An 18323-nucleotide genomic window follows, 5' to 3' on the forward strand; every position below is an offset into this window, starting at 1 on the left:
GCCCGACCTTTTCTAACCCACCCCTAACCCCTCCCTTGCAGGGAGGGGAATCTTGAATACCCTAAGCCACCGCCCGAGCGTCAAAGGCCTGGCGGGCTTCCTCGACCATCCCGAGATTCTCGAAGGTCCAGCGGTACAGCGCCTTGAACGGCGGCTGGAGCGAACGGCCGAGCGGAGTGATCTCATATTCCACCGCCACCGGCGACAGCGGCAGCACGCGGCGCACGACGATGCCGTTGCGCTCGAGCCGGCGCAGGCACTGGGTAAGCGCCTTCTGGGTCACCCCCTCCAAATGCCGCTTGATCGCGTTGAACCGCAGCGGCCCGCCATCGAGAACGGCCAATACCATCATCGACCATTTGTCGGCGATCTGGTCGATCAGCTCGCGGCTGGGGCAGCCGGCCGAGAAATGCCGGGGGTCGCAATGGTCCAAGGTTTCCTCCGATATACCTGGTCGACAGCAGGTGCGTTCTTGCACCCAAGTTTACATGATATACCTAGTCGCGTCCAACCAACACGGATTTCATTTCCTATGCCCGACAGCGATATCCTCTTCCGACCCTTCGAGCGCGGCAACCTGAGCCTCAAGAACCGCATGGTCATGGCTCCCATGACCCGCAGCTTCGCGCCCGAGGGCATTCCGGGCGAGCCGAACGCGGCCTATTATCGCCGCCGGGCCGAAGGCGGCGTCGGCCTGATCCTGTCGGAAGGCACGGTGATCAACCGCCCGGCATCGCGCAACGAAGGCGGCATCCCCTTCTTCCATGGCGAGCAGGCGCTGGCCGGCTGGAAGAGCGTGATCGACGCGGTGCACGGCGCCGGCGGCAAGATGGGCCCGCAGATCTGGCACACCGGATCGACCAAGAGCCAGGGCGGCTGGGAGCCGGAGAGCCCGGTCGAGAGTCCGTCGGGCCTGCTCGGGCCCGGCACCCCGCGCGGCGAGGTGATGACCGAAGAAGCGATCGCCGACACCGTCGCTGCCTTTGCCAGCGCATCGGCCGATGCCAAGCGGCTGGGCTTCGACCTGGTCGAACTGCACGGCGCGCATGGCTATCTGATCGACCAGTTCTTCTGGGGCGGCACCAATGAGCGCGAGGACCGCTATGGCGGCGCCTCGATCAGGGAGCGCGCCCGCTTCGCCGGCGAAGTGATCGCAGCCGTCCGCGCCGCAGTGGGCCCCGACTATCCGCTCGCGCTGCGCGTCAGCCAGTGGAAGCAGCAGGACTTCGCCGCCCGGCTGGCCGAGACGCCGCAGCTGATGGAAGACTGGCTGCAGCCGCTGGTCGATGCCGGCGTGGACATCCTCCACTGCTCGCAGCGCCGCTTCTGGGAGCCCGAATTCCCCGAGATCGACGGCGAGGAAGGGCTGAACTTCGCGGGCTGGGCCAAGAAGCTCACCGGCGCCACCACGATCAGCGTCGGCTCGGTCGGCCTGTCGGGCGAGTTCATCGCGGCGTTCGGCGGCGAGGCTTCGACCAGCACGGGCATCGAGAAGCTGGTCAAGCGGATGGAGCGTGACGAGTTCGACCTGATCGCGGTTGGCCGCGCGTTGATCAGCGACCCGCACTGGGCCGAGAAGATCCGCACCGGCGATACCGGCAGCCTGAAGGGTTTCGATCGCTCGGCATTGGGCGAGCTCGTCTGAGCGACTGAACGCGGGAGCCCTTGCGCATAGCTGTTCCCCGGCGAAGGCCGGGGCCCAGTTGCAATGTCGTTCGTGAGGCTCCCGCGCCATCGATAGTTGGCCGAACCTGGGCCCCGGCCTTCGCCGGGGAACTTGATAGACTAAGTACCCAGCGGGCGACCGGGAACCGGTCGCCCGCACCCGGTACAATTGAAACAAAACTGCCCGGTGCGGCTCCCGCCGGAATTGGGTATCGTGGCCATGTGAAGGACGGCGAACCTCAGGCGGGCGTGGCGGCGCGGATCATCGTTTGCGATGACGATCCCGACGTGCTCGACATGGTAAGCGAGTTCCTGGCCGGCTGCGGATACCAGGTGGAATCCGCCGCGAACGGCGCCGCGCTGCGCAAGCTGGTGCCGAGCTTCCGCCCCGACCTGGTCGTCTGCGACATCACCATGCCCGGCGAGGACGGGCTGTCGCTCACGCGCTGGCTGCGCGCCGAGAGCAGCGCCGCGGTGCTGATGCTCACCGCGATGGGATCGACCACCGACCGGATCGTCGGGCTGGAGATGGGCGCCGACGATTATCTCGCCAAGCCGTTCGATCCCGCCGAGCTGCGCTCGCGGGTGAAGGCGGTGCTGCGGCGGACGATGGCGCCGGTCAACCGCCACGGCCGGCCGCCGGCGCGGATGCGGATCGGCAAATGCGTGCTCGATGTCGAAACGCGGCAGATGTTCGACGATGCCGGCGAGCAGGTGCCGCTCACCGCCATGGAGTTCGACCTGCTCTATGTGTTCATCACCCATGCCCGCCGTGCGCTGAACCGCGACCAGCTGCTCGAACTGGCGCATCACCGCCGCTGGGACCCGTTCGACCGGTCGATCGACATCCGCGTTGCCCGGCTGCGCAAGAAGATCGAAGTCGACCCCGCCTTCCCCCGCATCCTGCGCACCGTGCGCGGCGAAGGCTATATGCTGGTGCCCGAAGGCGAATGAGCGAAGCTGCCCCTCGCGGCAGGCGCACCACCCAGGCGCTGGTCGCCGCGGTGGTGTCGATCGGGCTGCTGCTCGTCGCGGTGGCGACCTGGGTGGTTAAATCCGAATATGACCGCCAGCTGCGCGTCGCCGCCACCGGCGCGCGGGCGACCGAGAACCAGATCGCCGCACTGGTCACCGCCGCCAACCAGCGCGTGCTGACGCTGCGCTCCAGCGCCCAATATGCCTATCAGGCGATCGAGCGCGGCGGCGCGGTGCCGACACAGGGCGTGCGCGGCAACACGCTAGGCTATCGCGGCTCGGTCAGCGGCACGCCGGCCGATATCGTCACCGATCGCGCGGTGGTGGAGGAATTGTGGCTCACCCTGGCCGGCGTCCATGCCGCCGCGCCCGACATCGCGCTCAGCTACGTGATGTCGGCGCGGACCGGCTTCGCCGCCAACTATCCCAGGCTGCCCGATGCCGAGCATCTCGCCATGGCCCGGGCGATGGCACGGAAGGTCTTCGATCCCGCGACCCACCAGTTCATCCAGTCGGTCGCGCACCGGCCGGAAACGGCCCCGCCGCTATGGACCGCCGTCTACCGCGACAATTACACCGGCCGCACCCGCGCCGGCCGGGTGATCCGGGGCGACGGACGCCTGGTATCGCTGCTCGCCCCGGTCTGGGTCGATGGCCAGTACCGGATGATGGTGGGGATCGACGTATGGGCCAATGACCTGCGCGAGATCCTGCGCAACCAGCCGGTGCCGGGTGTCGAGCTGACCCTGGTCGACGGCAACGAGCATGTGATCGCCACGTCGCGCGCGGCGGACATTCCGCTCGCGGCCGGACCGTTCAGCAAGGCGAAGACCGCCGGGACCGAGGTCCGCGATTTCCTGGGTTTCGATCCGGATGGCGAGCCGCCGCGCGGGGTGCTCACCGGCAAGCGCGTGGTACGTGCCCAGGCGATCGGCGATACGCCGTTGCGGGTGATCGCCATCGCCGACATGGGCAATGTCACCCGCCAGGTGCTCTTCCGGCTCGGCGCGCTGCTCGCGGTGATGCTGGGGCTGTACGCGCTGCTCTGCCTCGTCGCCTGGTATGTGCTGCGCCGGGTGCTCGCCCCCGCCTTCCGCCTGGCCGGGCATATCGAGCGCTCGGGCACCGGCACTCCGCCCGAAGTCTCGCGGCTGTGGCGCCCTACCCTTGCGGCGATCGACGCCGCCTTCGCCGCCCAGCGCGGCGCGGTGGCCCGGCTGGAGGAGGCGCACGCCACCACCTCGGCGGTGCTCGACGCGGCGTTCGACGCGGTTGTGCTCGCGGACGCCGATCTGCGGGTGGTCAGCGCAAACATGGCCTTTACCCGGATGTTCGCGCCCACGGGCGTCGCCAGCATAGGCCGCCCCCTGCCCGATCTGATCGCCCCGGCCAAGGAAGCCGAGCCGATCGGCGACGCGCTGCGCTTCGACGGCGAGAGCATGGCAGATGCGTGGCCCTTCGAGGCGCGCGGCGTGCGCGGCCGGCGCTTCCCCGCCGAGCTCCAGGCCCGCCGGCTGCAGCAGGGCGGTCGCGCGCTGATCGTGGTGTTCATCCGCGACATCACCGAGCGTCGGCGGATCGAGGCGGAAGTCGCCAGCCAGCGCGAGGCGCTGCATCAGAGCGAGAAGATGACCGCGCTGGGTTCGCTGCTTGCGGGGGTGAGCCACGAACTCAACAATCCGCTGGCGGTGGTGCTCGGCCGCTCGACGGTGCTGGCCGAGCAGCTCGCCGGCACGCCGCATGAAAGCGCGCTGCAGAAGCTGCGCTCGGCGGCGGACCGGTGCGGGCGGATCGTGCGGACCTTCCTCGCCATGGCCCGGCGCAGCGCGCCCGAGCGCAGCGCGGTCGACATCAACGCGCTGGTCAACGACGCGCTGGAGATCACCGGCTATGGCCTGCGCACCGCCGGCATCGAGCTGGTGCTCGACCTGGATACCGGCCTGCCGGGCACCAGCGCCGATGGCGACCAGCTCGTCCAGGTGGTGATCAACCTGCTGATCAATGCCCAGCATGCGCTGGCGGCGCTGCCGGACTGCGCCCCGCGCGAGGTACGGATCGAGACGGCGCGAGACGCCGCCGGCCGCATCCTGCTGACGGTGCGCGACACCGGCCCCGGCGTGCCCGATGCCGTCCGCCGCCGGATCTTCGAGCCCTTCTTCACCACCAAGCCGGTTGGCGAAGGCACGGGCATGGGCCTGTCGGTGTCGCGCGGGATCGTCGAGGCGCATGAGGGCGCGCTCGAGCTGGTATCCGGGGCAGGCGGCGGCGCGGCGTTCCGCATAACCCTGCCGGTCGAGCCGGTGGCGCCGGTGCGTACCCGCCAGGCGCCGCGTCCGGCGACGGGCGGCAGCCGGGGCCGCATCCTGATCGTCGACGACGAGGCCGATGTCGCCGAACTGATCGAGGAATGCCTGCGCCCGCTTGGCGCCGCGATCCGCGTGGTGCACGGCGGCGAGGCGGCGCTGGCCGAGATCGCCGCCGGCTGGTTCGATGTGGTGGTCTGCGACGTCCGGATGGCGGGGATGGACGGGTTCGAGACCTGGCGCCGCGCCACGGCGGCACGCGCCGGCCAGGGGGAACGCTTCCTGTTCCTAACCGGCGACATCCTCGCCGGCGACACCAGCCGCCGCGCCGCCGAGATCGGCCGGCCGGTGATCGAGAAGCCCTTCGACCCGGCCGAGATCCGCGCCGCGGTCGAGGCGGTGCTCGCCGAAGCATCCGCCAGCGAAACAATTGAAACCCGATAGGGCCGGAAGCGAGGTCAGGGCGAAACAGCGGTCTCCTAGTCCATGCTCATCCCAAGCAGATGAGTGAAGACCATGCTGTTCCACATTTCGATCTCCTCAGACGCGCCGGCGGCCACCGCCTTTGCGCTCGCAGAAATCATGGGCGGCGTTGCCATGCCCTTCCCGCCGATCGGCAACGATAGCTGGATCGCCTTTGCCGGCGACGAGAACGGCACCGCGATCGAAGTCTATGCCCGGGGCTGGCAGCTCGAGCCGAGCTTCAGCGGCAACGGCGTGCGCGAGCGCTTCGCGATCCACTCCAACCGGTTCAGCCCGTTCCATGCCGCGGTCGCCACCCCGCTCGACGAAGCGGCGGTGCACGCGGTCGCCCGGCGCGAATCCTGGCATGTCGAGACGGTCAGCCGCGGCGGCGTGTTCGACGTGATCGAGGTCTGGGTCGACAACGCGCTGATGCTCGAGATCCTCACCGCCGAGATGCAGGACGCCTATCGCGCCTCGATGACGGTGAAGGGCTGGGCCTCGATGCTCGCCGCCGCCCGCATGGCGCATCTCGCCGCCTGATTTCCGAGAGACCCGCCATGTCCAAGCCCCTGTTCTCCGCCGGCATTGCCCTTGCCGGCATCGCCCTCGCCGCGCCTGCCGCCGCCCAGGACTATGCGCCGAGCGCGACCGACCTGAACACGATGCGCCTGATCGACAACACCATCTGGCGCTCCAACCAGGGCTTCCAGGGCCAGGCGCACCGCTCCGCGGGCAACACGCTGTCGCTCCAGACCTTTGCGCCCGATGGCAGCGCGATCACCCAGGATATTGGCGGCCCGCTCGACCGCGCCGGGCACGTGGCCGGCAGCTTCCAGGCCTATGCGGGCTCCAGCCTGATGGAAAATGGCGCGGCCGAGTTCAGCTTCGACGACAGCCGGATCAGCGGGACGATCACGCGCCCCGGCATGGCCCCGGCGCCCTATTCCGCCTGCCGCGTCACCGGCAAGACGTCGATGTCGCGCCATTCGGGCGGCTGGCTGTGGAGCAGCCGCGTGTCGCTGGCCCGTGACGGCGAAGGCGCCGTGGCGGTGATCGAGTTCCAGAACGTCTCCGACCAGGCGCAATTGCTCGACTTCTCGGCGATGACCGGCACGCTGCGCGGCGCCAACGGCCAGAAGGCGATGGCATCCCGAGCGCGCAGCACCGGCGGCGAGACCATGCTCGGCCGCCGCGCGATCAATGTCTGCGAGACCCAGACCTATTCCATTCCGTTCGGATCGGTGCCGTTCGCGGCCAGCGTGCTCGAGCTCGCTACCGGCGACAGCGTGATCGCGTCCTGGATGTCGCCGCTTTCCGCCCCCGAACCCAAGCCCCAACCCACGCCACAGCCAACGCCGGAGCCATCCCCCCCGACACCAGCTCCGGCGCCACCGCCGGCACCCGCGCCATCGCCCGTCCCCACCCCGGTTCCCGCTCCGGGCCCGGGTGGCGCGAGCGTTCCCGCAGGTGCCGGCAACTGGCAGCTCTATGGCAGCCTCTGGTCCTTTAAGGTCGACGAGGTCCGGCAGGGACCGGACGGCAGCTGGCAGGCGATCATCTCTGTCCGCGCCGAAGCCAATCGCATCGGCATGGCCTCCGCCCAGATCGAGATGTCGCTGATCAACAATGACGGCGAAGTGATCCGCCAGGCAGGCCGCCTCTATCGCCCCTCGGTGACTGGCCCCGCCAAGTCGCTCGAGCCGATCATCGGGACGCAATGGATGCAGAAGGGCGACACGATCCGCGTCCGCCTGCTCTTCGAAGAATCAAAGGATCTCCACCCCACCAGGCTGCGCATCGCCGACACCGGCTATCGCCCGGTCTCGCGCGACTTCGCGATGCGCTGAGCCCGCAGACGAAAGGTCATTCGATGAAATATGTGATCGCCGCGGTCCTGCTGCTGACCGCAGCCGAGCCCGCGCACGCCCAGTCCTTCCTCAAGAAGCTGGTGAAGAGCACCGCTGCCACGATGGTGGGCGGCGACAGCCGCGACGGCACTGTAGAGCGCGTTGCCGAAACGCTGATCGACCTCGCCTCCAGCGCCAAGGGCCCGGACAGTTCCGGCCCCGCCGGACCGGGCGTGCCCGCCGGTGCCGGCAGCTGGCAGCGCTACGGCATCTGGTCGTTCAAGGTGGACGAGCTTGCCCAGGGGCCGGACGGCCATTGGCAGGCGATCGTCTCCGTCCGCGCCGAGACGGACCATATCGGCATGCGCGCCTCGGAAATCGACGCGTTCCTGATCGACGCCGACGGCCAGTCGATCCGCGACGACGGCAATCTCTACGATGACAAGGTCACCGGCACCGCCGCCGGCCTGGAGCGCGATCCGGGTACCAACGGCATGCAGCGCCGCGACACCGCCCGCTTCCGCCTGCTCTTCCCGGACTCGAAGGACCTTAACCCGGTGACGCTGCGCATCCGCAACAGCGGCGCCGACCAGGTCTCGAACGACTATCCGATGCGCTGACCCGCATCCCCGGCTTACCGGAACTCCGTTTCTGCGACCCGACGGAGTATCCACAACCTGCCGGCCGGCGCTCCCGGCGCCGGCCGGTCTTTCTCACCGGACCCGCTTGATCTCGGCCAGGTCGATGCCGAGCCGGGCGATCTTGTCGTAAAGCGTCTTGCGCGGCACCCCGAGCTCGATCAGCGCCTGCGAAACGCGGCCACCATTGCGGACCAGCGCGTCACGGATCAGGCTTTCCTCGAACTTTGCCAGGCGGGTGGGCAGATCGGCGCGATCCCCCTGCTCCGCAGCGGTGAAGCTCCGCCCCGCCGCGACTTCGAAGGCGAAGTTGCGCAGCTCGCGGACATTGCCCGGCCATTGATGGCGGGCGAGCTGGGCGTGCACCGCCGGGCCCAGCACCGCGTCGCTCGCGCCAAGCTGCTGCTTGGCTTCCTCGAAGAAGGCCGCGAACAGCAGGAACACGTCCCCGCCCCGCTCGCGCAGCGCCGGCACGCGGATGCGCATCGCCGCCAGCCGGTAATAGAGATCCGCCCGGAAACGACCCTCGGCGACCGCGGCGGCAACGTCCTCCTTGGCAGTGGCGATCACCCGCAGATCAACCGGCTCGGGCCGCTCGGCACCGATCGGCTGGACCTCGCGCTCCTCGAGCACGCGCAGCAGCCGGGCCTGCATCTGGAGCGGCATCGAATCGATCTCGTCGAGCAACAGCGTGCCGCCGCTCGACGACGCAATGCGGCCGACCCGCGAGAGCCGCGTGTGGGAGACGCTGTCCGCCGCATGGCCGAACAGCTCGATCTCCGCGATCCCCTCGGGCAGGGCGGCACAGTTGACGGCGATGAAAGGCTTGCCGCGCCGCCGCCCGCTTCGATGCAGCATGCGCGCGACCAGTTCCTTGCCGGTGCCGGTCTCGCCTTCGATCAGGATATCGACATCGGTCTCGCCGAGCTGGCCGATCATCGCGCGCAGCCGGGCCATGGCCGGGCTGTCCCCGATCAGCGGGCTCTCTTCCTGCGCCGCAGCGCTGGCCGCAGCGCGCAGGCGGCGATTGTCCATCACCAGCGCCCGCCGATCGAGCGCACGGCGCACCGCCGCGAGCAGCCTTTCCTTGGCGAAGGGCTTGGGGATGAAATCGAACGCGCCGTCCTGCAGCGCCGACACCGCCATCGGCACGTCGCCATGCCCGGTGACCAGCACCACCGGAATATCGCTGTCGATCGCCCGCACCCTGGCGAGCAGTTCCAGCCCGTCCATCCCCGGCATGCGGATGTCGGAGACGACCACGCCGGGAAAGTCCGGCGTCAGCTGGGCGAGCGCAGACGCGGCACGATCGAAGGGCAGCACCTCGAGGCCGGCCAGTTCCAGCGTCTGCACCGTGGCAAGGCGCAGCGGCTCGTCATCCTCGACGAACATCACCATGGCATTGTCGGGCGCGAGCATCAGAGGACCTTGAGCAGGAGATGGAAGATCGCGCCGCCATCCGGGCCGGGCGCATAGGCGATATCGCCACCGAACTCGCGAGCGATGTCGCGGGCAATTGCGAGGCCGAGCCCAAGCCCGCCCTCCTTCGCCGAAGTGAAGGGCGAGAACAGGGTTTCGGCGATTTCCGGCGCGACCCCGGGGCCGTTGTCGATCACCGAAAGCCGCGCGACCTCACCGTCACGCGAGCCCTCGACCAGAATCCTGGCTTCCCGGCTCCCCTGCACGGCATCAAGCGCGTTCTGGAGCAGGTTGATCAGGATCTGCTCGAGCCGGATGCGGTCGCCGCGTACGGCGAGATGGCGCTGGGCCTTGGAGACCTTGACCGAAACCACGCCGCGGGCGCGCTCTCCAAGCAGCAGCAGCGTACCGTCGAGCACCGAGCCCAGCTCGGCGCTGCCCTCGACCGGGGTCTTGCGGCGGGCAAAGGCGCGCAGTTCCGAGGTGATCGTGCCGATCCGCTCGGTGAGCGAGACGATCTGCTTGAGATTGGCGCGGGCCTTGTCCGCGGCCGAACGGTCGAGGAAGGTCTCGGCATTCTCGGCGAAGCTGCGGATCGCGGCCACCGGCTGGTTGATCTCATGCGCGACGCCGGCGGTGATCTGGCCGAGCGAGCCGAGCCGGCTGGCCTGGGCGAGCTCCTCCCGCGCGGCGCGATAGCGGCGATCGGCCTCGACGCGCTCCTCGGACTCGACGATCAGCTGCGCATTGGCCTCCCGTAGTTCGACGGTACGGCGCTCGACCTCGGCTTCGAGCCGGGCCTGGTGGTGGCGCTGGAGGCGGCGCTTCTCGGCCGAGCGCAATGCGAAGCCGGCGAGCATGCCGGCGGCAAACAGGATCGCCAGCGCGATCAGCAACGCCTGGGTGCGCGCGGCGGCGAGCGGCGGCTCCAGCGGTGCAAGATGAACGAGATGTGCGCCGGCGAGCTGGGCGGGCTCGGCGGCGGCGCGGTAGCGTTGTGCCTTGCCGCTGGCCTCGACGCGCGCATTGGCACCGTCGATCGTCAGCGGGGCGCGCCTGGGTGGTCCGGCACCGAACTGGAGCGTGCGGCGCGCATCCGCCAAGGTCGCGGCATCGAGCGCCTGGGTCGCCTTGAAGCGCCAGTCGCGGATCGAGGTGACCAAGATCACGCCATGTGCGTCGGTGACGACGGTGATACCGGGCGCGCGCGCCCAGGCCGCCTCGACATCGTCGAACTCGACCTTGACCACCACCACGCCGAGCGCCTGTCCGTTCCGGTCCACCCGGCGGGCGAGATAGAGGCCCGGGCGGCCGCTGATCGTGCCGAGTGCGAACAGCTCCGAGGCGCCGCGCTCCATCGCGTCCCGGAAATAGGGTCGGAAGCCATATTGCTGGCCGACAAAGCTGGTGGGCAGCCGCCAGTTGCTCGCCGCGACCGTGCGCCCCTTGCGATCGATCGCGTAGATCGCGGCGGCATCGGTGCGCGCGGCAAGCAGCTCGAGCGTCTCGTTCAGCCTGCGCTCGGCATCGGGATCGCCGCCGCGCAGCGCCGGGGCGATCTCGGGATTCTCGCTGAGCACCAGCGGCAGCAGGCGGAACTTCTGCAGCTCCGAATTGAGCAGCCCCACATGCGCGCGCGCCGTCTGCTGCGCGACTGCGTCGGCCGAGCCGCGCGCCTGCCCGTTCGCCCAGCGGCTGCCCGCCCAGGCGAGCAGCAGGATCGCCGTGAGCGCGATGCCGGCAAGCACCAGGTTGCGGCGGCGAAGAAGGGCTGCGGGACTCATTTGTGCGGATTATCGCACATTTCAGCGGAACTCCGCGCGGAATTCCGCACGATTTCGTGCGGAGCGACAGTGCCGCCAGCCAGCTGAATCCAGATAAACCAAATACTTATCCCGCAAATTCCGAAGTGCTGGAGGGCCACAACGGGAAGGATAAGGTGCACGACCAAGGCCCCGACACAAGAGGCTGCGCGCCATCCGGGCGCGGACAGAGGAGAGTATGATCATCCAGTCGATCCCCGACGGGCAGCCTGTGGCTGCTCGCAAGCCATTCTATCACCACCTCTATTTCCAGGTGCTGGTGGCGATCGCGCTGGGCGTGACGCTCGGCCATTTCTGGCCCTCGGTGGGCGAATCGTTCAAGCCGCTCGGCGACGGCTTCATCAAGCTGGTGAAGATGGTGATCGCGCCGGTGATCTTCCTCACCGTGGTGAGCGGCATCGCCGGCATGCGCGAGCTCGGCTCGGTCGGTCGGGTCGCGGCCAAGGCCTTCGGCTATTTCCTGTTCTTCTCGACGCTGGCGCTGATCATCGGCCTGGTTGTCGCCAATGTCGTCCAGCCCGGCGCGGGGATGAACATCGATCCGCGCACGCTCGATGGCAGCGCGGTCGCGGGCTATGCGCACCAGGCGCACGAGACGACGGTGGTCGGCTTCCTGATGTCGGTCATCCCGACCACCATCCCCTCGGCGCTGACCGAGGGCTCGATCCTGCAGACCCTGTTCGTCGCGGTGCTGTTCGGCATCGCCATGGTGCTGGTCGGCAAGCCCGCCGAGCCGGTGCTCGACCTGGTCGAGCGGATCGCGCTCATCGTCTTCCGCATCGTCGGTATGCTGATGCGCCTGGCCCCGTTCGGTGCGTTCGGCGCGATGGCCTTCACCATCGGCAAGTACGGGGTGGAGTCGCTGGGCAACCTTGCCTGGCTGGTCGGCACTTTCTACGCGACCTCGCTGTTCTTCGTGCTGGGCGTACTGGGCGTGGTCGCCCGGCTGAACGGCTTCTCGATCTTCAAGCTGCTGCGCTACCTCAAGGCCGAGCTGCTGCTGGTGCTCGGCACCTCCTCGTCGGAAGCCGCCCTGCCCAGCCTGATCGCCAAGCTGGAAGGCGCGGGCTGCGAGAAGGGCGTGGTCGGGCTGGTCGTGCCGACCGGCTATTCGTTCAACCTGGACGGCACCAACATCTACATGACGCTCGCCGCGCTGTTCATCGCGCAGGCCTGCGGGGTGCACCTGAGCTGGGGCGAGCAGATCCTGCTCGTCCTCGTCTCGATGCTCAGCTCGAAGGGCGCGGCGGGCGTGACCGGCGCCGGCTTCATCACGCTGGCGGCGACGCTGTCGATCGTGCCGAGCGTGCCGGTGGCGGGCATGACGCTGATCCTGGGCGTGGACCGCTTCATGAGCGAGTGCCGCAGCCTCACCAATTTCGTCGGCAACGCGGTGGCGGCGATCGTAGTCGCGCGCTGGGAAAACAAGCTCGATCGGGAGGCGCTCGACGCCGCCCTCTCGGGTCGCAGCATTTCAAAATCAGAAGACCTAGAACAAATGGAACAGGGAGAGAGGGCATGAAGAAGGGATATGGGCGCATCGCCTTGACCGCGGGCAGCGCGCTGGGCGTGCTTATGCTCGCGCAGGCGGCGCACGCGCAGGACGCGGCGGCACCGGCCAGCCAGGAGACGCCGGCCGCGCAGGAAGGCAATGAGAAGACCGACGAGATCGTTGTGGTCGGCACCCAGATCCGGGGCGCCAGCACCACTGCGGCGCTGCCCGTCTCGGTGCTCGACGCCAACCAGATCGACGCTACCGGCGCGCTTTCGGGGGACGAGCTGTTCCGCTCGATCCCGCAGGCCGGCGATGTGAGCTTCAACGAATCGAATAATCCGCAGACCAGCAACGCGGCGCGCGGCGACGTCAACTCGATCAACCTGCGCAACCTGGGCGTGGGCAACACGCTGGTGCTGCTCAACGGCCGCCGTCTGGTGAGCCACCCGACCAGCCAAGCCGGCGACGGCAATGTGCCGGTGCTCGGCTACAACGCCAATTCGCTGCCGGTCGCCGGCATCCAGCGGCTCGAGATCCTGCGCGACGGCGCCGCAGCCATCTATGGCTCGGACGCGGTGGCGGGCGTGGTCAACACGGTCACCAAGAACAACATCGACGGCGGCTCGCTCGACATCCGCTATGGCGGGGCCGAGGGCACGCATCGCCGCGAATTCCAGGTAACCGGCACCGTCGGCAGCAACTTCGCCGAAGGCCGGGGCAACATCTCGCTCTATGTCGACTATACCCACCGCACGGCGCAGCTGGCCGAGGACCAGCCCTATACGGCGACGGACAACCTCATGTCCTATTTCGCCAATGATCCCGCCTATGCCGGCAACCTTACCGCCGACGGCCGCGCTACCCAGTCGCCCTGGGCCAATCTCGCGGTCGTCAACGGCCCCGGCACGATCCGCCGCAACCCCGGCAACCAGGCGCTGACGTCGTCGGCCGGCGCCTTCCACACCCAGTCGACCGCCAACCCCGGCTGCCTGGTGACGATCAGCGCCGACACCTGCTTCGGCACCGGCACCCGCGCGACCGCGACCACGTTGCGCAGCGAGCGATTCGATACGCGGCCGGGAACCACGGTTTCGCCGACGATCGAGCGCTATAACAGCTTCGCCAGCGCGCATTACGACATCTCGGACAGCGTCACCGTCTATGGCGAGGCGGGTTTCTATTACGCGGAGACGCACCGCATCCAGCCGCCGACGATCAACCTCAACGCGATCGTGATCCCGGCTTCCAACTATTGGAACCCGTTCGGCCCGACCACCTTCAACGGTGTCGCCAACCCGAACCGTATCGCCGGCCTGACCAACGTGCCCGCCGCCGGCCTGGCGGTCCGCCTGTCCACCTATCGCTTCGTCGATGCCGGCCAGCAGGAAGTCGACGTCACCAACTGGCAGTCGCGCTTCCTCGGCGGCGTGAAGGGCCGGATCGGCAGCTTCGATTTCGACAGCGCGATCCTCTATTCCGAGGCCGAGGCGACCGACGTCTCCAACGCGATCAACATGACCGCGCTCCAGCGCAACCTCGCGCTCTCCACGCCCGAGGCCTACAACCCGTTCAGCGGCGGCTGCGCGGCGACGCCGAGCATCGGCGACTGCTCGCCGGCCTCGCGCACCACGATCGACTCGTTCCAGTTCGACCTGAAGCGCCGCTCCAAGACCACGCTCGCACTGGCCGATTTCAAGGTGTCGAACGGGCGCCTGCTCGCCCTGCCGGGCGGAAACCTGGGCGTCGCCTTCGGCATCGAGGGTCGCCGCGAGACGCAGCGCGACGACCGCGATCCCAACCTCAACGGATCGATCGGCTTCGTCGACATGGTGACCGGCGAGACCAACCTCTCCAACGTCGCCGCCGTCAGCCCGACGCCGAGCACCAGGGGCGCGCGCACCGTCTTCTCGGCCTTTGCCGAGCTCGCCGTGCCGGTGGTCTCGCCCGAGATGCACGTGCCGCTGATCCATCGTCTCGATGTACAGCTCGCCGGACGCTACGAGCATTACAGCGACTTCGGATCGGTGGCGAAGCCCAAGATCGCCGCGGCATGGGACCTGGTCGACGGCCTGCGCATCCGCGGCTCCTGGTCGCAGGGCTTCCGCGCACCGAACCTCGAGCAGACCAACACCGTCGCCTATTCACGCCTCAATTCGAATACCGACTATTATCGCTGCGAGGCCGACCTGCGCGCCGGCCGCATCGCCAGCTACGGCGCCTGCTCGCGCGGCATCAGCTACTCGATCTTCGTCAGCGGCAATCCGAACCTGAAGCCGGAGAGCAGCACCAGCTGGACCATCGGCACCGTGCTCCAGCCCAAGTTCATTCCGGAGAGCGCCGGGCGGCTGACGCTGACCGCCGATTTCTGGTCGATCAAGCAGACCGGCATCGTCGGCCAGTTCGGTGCGCAGAACGCGCTGGTGCTCGACTATCTCCTGCGCCTGCAGGGATCGAGCAACCCGAACGTGATCCGCGCCGCAGCGACCGCGGACGACACCCCGGTCTTCGCCGGCACCGGCCTGGCCCCGGCGGGCGCGGTTACCCGGATCAACGACCAGTTCGTCAACCTGCTGCCCCAGACGGTGCAGGGCATCGACGTCGCGCTGCTCTACAATGTTCGCACCGGCATCGGTAAGTTCGACCTGGCACTGAACGGCGCGCGGCTGACCAAGTTCTCGCGCGATACCCCGCCGGCGGTGCAGGCGCTGTTCGACGCGCGCGAAGCCGGGCAGATCAACGCCGCTACCCCACTCACCGATGCGAGCGACCTGATCCAGGATCGGGGCAAGCCCAAGTGGCGCGTCACCGGCTCGCTCACCTGGTCGAAGAGCGGCTTCCAGATCGGCGCCTTCGCCAACTATATCGGCACGGTCTACGACACCAACTTCCTCGATGCGAACGGCAACCCGTACAAGCTCGAGGGCCAGGTAACGTTCAACCTCTACACCCAATATCGCTTCAAGGGCGGGCTGGGCGACGATACGCGGCTTCGCGTCGGCGTGCGCAACCTGTTCGACAAGCAGCCCCCGATCACCGCCGACGGCTATCTGGGCTCGCTCTACAGCCCCTATGGCCGCTATTGGTACGTGACGCTCGGTACGAGGTTCTGATGCGCTTTCTCCTCTCCCTCCTGGCCACGATGTTCATTGCGGCCAGCCCTGCCCTCGCCCAGGACAAGCTGGGCAAGCCCGAAGTCTATGCCGTGTGGCCGGGCAACCCGCCCGGCCACGGCAAGCCGACGGGCCCGGAAAAGGTGGGCAACGAGGGAGGGCAGACCGGCTCCTACTCGAACATCTCGGAGCCGCGCTACGAAGTCTACCGCCCCGCCCATCCCAATGGCGCCGCGGCACTGCTGCTGGGCGGCGGCGGTTACTTCCGCATCCAGATCGGCTCGACCAAGGATGTGGCGGAGAAGCTCGCCGCCGCCGGCATCACGCCGATCATCCTCTATTACCGCCTGCCGGGCGACGGCTGGAATGCCGATGCTCCCTTCCAGGACGCCCAGCGCACGCTTCGCCTGCTCAAGGCCGGTGCCAGGCGCTGGGGTCTCGATCCGGCGCGGATCGGCGTGGTCGGCATGTCGGCCGGCGGGCATCTGGCCGGCATGATGGCGACACGCAGCGATCATGATTTCTATGCCCCGATCGACGATGCCGACAAGCAGAGCGCCGCGCCGGCCTTTGCCGGCATGATCTACCCGGTCGTCTCGATGCGCCCGCCGATCGACACCACCCAGACCCGCAAGAAGCTGTCGGTGCTGCCCGACTATCGCGACTTCTACTCGGTAGAGGCGCAGGTGGGGCCGACCACACCGCCAGTGTTCCTGGCGCACGCCGCCGACGATCCGATCGCCAATGTCGAGCATACGCTGCGGATGTTCGGCGCGATGAAGGCTGCCGCGCGACCGGTGGAGATGCATGTGTTCGAGAAGGGCGGCCATAGCTGGGGCGCCGGCAAGCCGGGCACGCTGGTGGCGCAGTGGCCGGACCTGTTTCTTGCCTGGCTTCGTGAGCACCAGCTCATCCCCGGCCGGTGATAGCGTTACCACTTGGCAAGGAACCCGGGACAGTCCAGACATTGTGCAATGATCGATTCTTGCACCGTTCCCGATCCTTCTTGTCGGGTTTGCGCCGCTCGCTCGTCTAGCTAGCGGAAGCGACGTTGCGGGACCTTGCGAACATGCTCGCCAAGGCAAAGCGCGCGGTAGTGCGGCGCGGCGTCGCCGAACAGGATGCGGATGAGCTGGTGCAGGAGGCTTTCCTGAGGATCGAGCGCTACGAGCGCGACCGGACCGCCCGCTCGCGCGAGGCGCTGCTGGTGACGGCAGCGGTAAATCTCTCGATCGATCGCAAGCGTCGCGATGCGCGCGCGCCGTTCGCCGAAACGCCCGACCTGCACAATATCGCGGACTCGACACCCGATCCCGCGCAGATCATGGAACAGCAACGGCGGCTTGAACATGCCAAGGCAGGGCTGGAAACACTGCCGGAACGAACCCGCCGTATCCTGCTGCGGCGAAGGCTGGAAAATGCCAGCTATGCCGAAATTGCGGCCGATGAGGGGATGAGCGTGGCGGCGGTGGAGAAGCAGGTGGCGCGGGCGACGCTCCAGCTGATGCAGTGGATGGAGGGGTGGTGAGCCAGCCCTATTCCCGCGCATCGGCCGAAGCCGCCGCATGGCTTGCCCGTCTCCAGGGCGATGCCCGCACGCCCGCACGCGAGGCTGCCTTCCAGGACTGGCTGCGCGCCGATCCCGCCCATCAAAGTGCCTTTGAGCGCGCCACCGATATATGGGCCGACCTGCCCGGCGCCGCGCTGCTGCTCGATGAGCCGCCGGTCCGCGCGCCCAAGCCGACGCCCCTCCCCGTCGCCGGACCGCGGCGGCGCCTGCCGCTCCATCAGCTGGCGCTCGCGGCATCGCTGCTGATCGCGATCGGCATCGGCAGCTTCCTCTGGCTGAGCCGGCCTTCGGCCTATTCCACCGCGATCGGCGAGCAGAAGGTGGCAACGCTGGAGGATGGCAGCCGTATCGCGCTCAACACCGACAGCAGCGTCGAGGTGCGCTACGACCCGGCCCAGCGGCTGGTGGAACTGGAGCATGGCGAGGCGATGTTCGAAGTCGCGCACAACACCGCCCGCCCCTTCGTCGTCCGCGCCGGCGACAAGCAGGTCCGCGCGGTCGGCACCAGCTTCGTCGTGCGGCGCGAGGGCAAGGAAGTGACCGTCACCCTGCTCCAGGGCAAGGTGGTGGTGACCGACATCCGCCCCGCGGTGAGGCGGATCGCACCCACCTATCTCAATCCGGGCGAGCGGTTGCGTGCGCAGCCCGAAGGCGCCGTGCGGGTCGATGCGCAGCCGGCCGAGATCGCCACCGCCTGGCGGCGCGGCCAGGCGATGTTCTCCGATACGCCGCTCGCCGACGCGGTCACCGAGTTGAACCGCTATGGCGGGCCGCGCCTCGTCGTCGATGATCCCCGGCTCGCCGCCCTGCGCGTGTCTGGCGTATTCGCCACCAACGACACCGGCGAGTTCGCCCGCGCCGTCGCCGCACTACACGGGCTGCGTATCGAGCAGACCGGCCAGACTATGCACATCGTGCGCTGATTTCCGACCGGGTGACATTTTTGTTTCTTTGCCATGTCGGTTTCGCAACGCAGCGTCGTCTAGACCTGTGAGGGAGTGAGAAAAGGTCGC

Annotated in this window: 14 protein-coding genes; 11 read left to right on the forward strand and 3 right to left on the reverse strand. The window is 68.3% G+C overall.

Translation table 11 applies throughout. From position 1 onward, the window contains the following. Positions 1-61: 61 nt before the first annotated feature. Positions 62-433 carry a winged helix-turn-helix transcriptional regulator gene (locus tag O3305_RS10090; RefSeq protein WP_269576273.1) on the reverse strand — a complete coding sequence of 124 codons (372 nt, stop codon included), beginning with the start codon at positions 431-433 and terminating at the stop codon, positions 62-64. A 99-nt stretch (positions 434-532) separates the two neighbouring features. Here O3305_RS10090 and O3305_RS10095 point away from each other — a divergent pair, with 99 nt between their 5' ends. From O3305_RS10095 to O3305_RS10120, 6 genes are all read left to right on the forward strand, one after another. Then, on the forward strand, positions 533-1645 hold the full coding sequence (locus O3305_RS10095; RefSeq protein WP_269576274.1) for an NADH:flavin oxidoreductase: 1113 nt from the start codon (positions 533-535) through the stop codon (positions 1643-1645). 242 nt (positions 1646-1887) lie between these two features. Beyond that, positions 1888-2619: a response regulator gene (locus O3305_RS10100; RefSeq protein ID WP_269576275.1), complete on the forward strand. Its 732-nt coding sequence runs from the start codon at positions 1888-1890 to the stop codon at positions 2617-2619. Continuing rightward, a complete protein-coding gene (locus O3305_RS10105; protein WP_269576276.1) occupies positions 2616-5387 on the forward strand; it encodes a hybrid sensor histidine kinase/response regulator in 2772 nt (923 codons plus the stop codon). Before O3305_RS10100 ends, O3305_RS10105 begins: the two co-directional genes overlap by 4 nt. 72 nt (positions 5388-5459) lie before the next feature. Beyond that, complete coding sequence (locus O3305_RS10110; RefSeq protein WP_184168772.1) at positions 5460-5948, forward strand: hypothetical protein; 489 nt, start codon at positions 5460-5462, stop codon at positions 5946-5948. Between the two features lie 17 nt (positions 5949-5965). Beyond that, positions 5966-7255, forward strand: a complete 1290-nt coding sequence (locus O3305_RS10115) for a hypothetical protein (RefSeq protein ID WP_269576277.1) — start codon at positions 5966-5968, stop codon at positions 7253-7255. Positions 7256-7278: 23 nt separating this feature from the next. Further along, entirely contained in the window at positions 7279-7875 is a 597-nt protein-coding gene (locus O3305_RS10120) for a hypothetical protein (RefSeq protein ID WP_269576278.1), read from the forward strand. A 93-nt stretch (positions 7876-7968) separates the two neighbouring features. Here the strand turns inward: O3305_RS10120 and O3305_RS10125 are convergent, their stop codons facing one another. Together O3305_RS10125 and O3305_RS10130 are read right to left on the reverse strand one after the other, a co-directional pair. Further along, positions 7969-9312 carry a sigma-54-dependent transcriptional regulator gene (locus O3305_RS10125; RefSeq protein WP_269576279.1) on the reverse strand — a complete coding sequence of 448 codons (1344 nt, stop codon included), beginning with the start codon at positions 9310-9312 and terminating at the stop codon, positions 7969-7971. Next, a complete protein-coding gene (locus O3305_RS10130) occupies positions 9312-11096 on the reverse strand; it encodes a sensor histidine kinase (RefSeq protein ID WP_269576280.1) in 1785 nt (594 codons plus the stop codon). The genes O3305_RS10125 and O3305_RS10130 overlap by 1 nt, the downstream gene beginning before the upstream one ends. A gap of 217 nt (positions 11097-11313) precedes the next feature. Here O3305_RS10130 and O3305_RS10135 point away from each other — a divergent pair, with 217 nt between their 5' ends. The 5 genes from O3305_RS10135 to O3305_RS10155 all read left to right on the forward strand — a co-directional run bounded on the left by O3305_RS10135 (position 11314) and on the right by O3305_RS10155 (position 18233). After that, on the forward strand, positions 11314-12657 hold the full coding sequence (locus O3305_RS10135; RefSeq protein ID WP_269576281.1) for a dicarboxylate/amino acid:cation symporter: 1344 nt from the start codon (positions 11314-11316) through the stop codon (positions 12655-12657). After that, positions 12654-15740, forward strand: coding sequence for a TonB-dependent receptor domain-containing protein (locus tag O3305_RS10140; protein WP_269576282.1), 3087 nt, complete (start codon positions 12654-12656; stop codon positions 15738-15740). The genes O3305_RS10135 and O3305_RS10140 overlap by 4 nt, the downstream gene beginning before the upstream one ends. Beyond that, positions 15740-16666, forward strand: a complete 927-nt coding sequence (locus O3305_RS10145) for an alpha/beta hydrolase (protein WP_269576283.1) — start codon at positions 15740-15742, stop codon at positions 16664-16666. Before O3305_RS10140 ends, O3305_RS10145 begins: the two co-directional genes overlap by 1 nt. 143 nt (positions 16667-16809) lie before the next feature. Next, positions 16810-17268, forward strand: coding sequence for an RNA polymerase sigma factor (locus O3305_RS10150; RefSeq protein ID WP_184168779.1), 459 nt, complete (start codon positions 16810-16812; stop codon positions 17266-17268). After that, entirely contained in the window at positions 17265-18233 is a 969-nt protein-coding gene (locus O3305_RS10155; protein WP_269576284.1) for a FecR family protein, read from the forward strand. The genes O3305_RS10150 and O3305_RS10155 overlap by 4 nt, the downstream gene beginning before the upstream one ends. Positions 18234-18323 lie beyond the last annotated feature (90 nt).

The sequence above is a fragment of the Sphingomonas sp. NIBR02145 genome (assembly GCF_027359115.1).
GTDB lineage: Bacteria > Pseudomonadota > Alphaproteobacteria > Sphingomonadales > Sphingomonadaceae > Sphingomonas > Sphingomonas kyeonggiensis_A.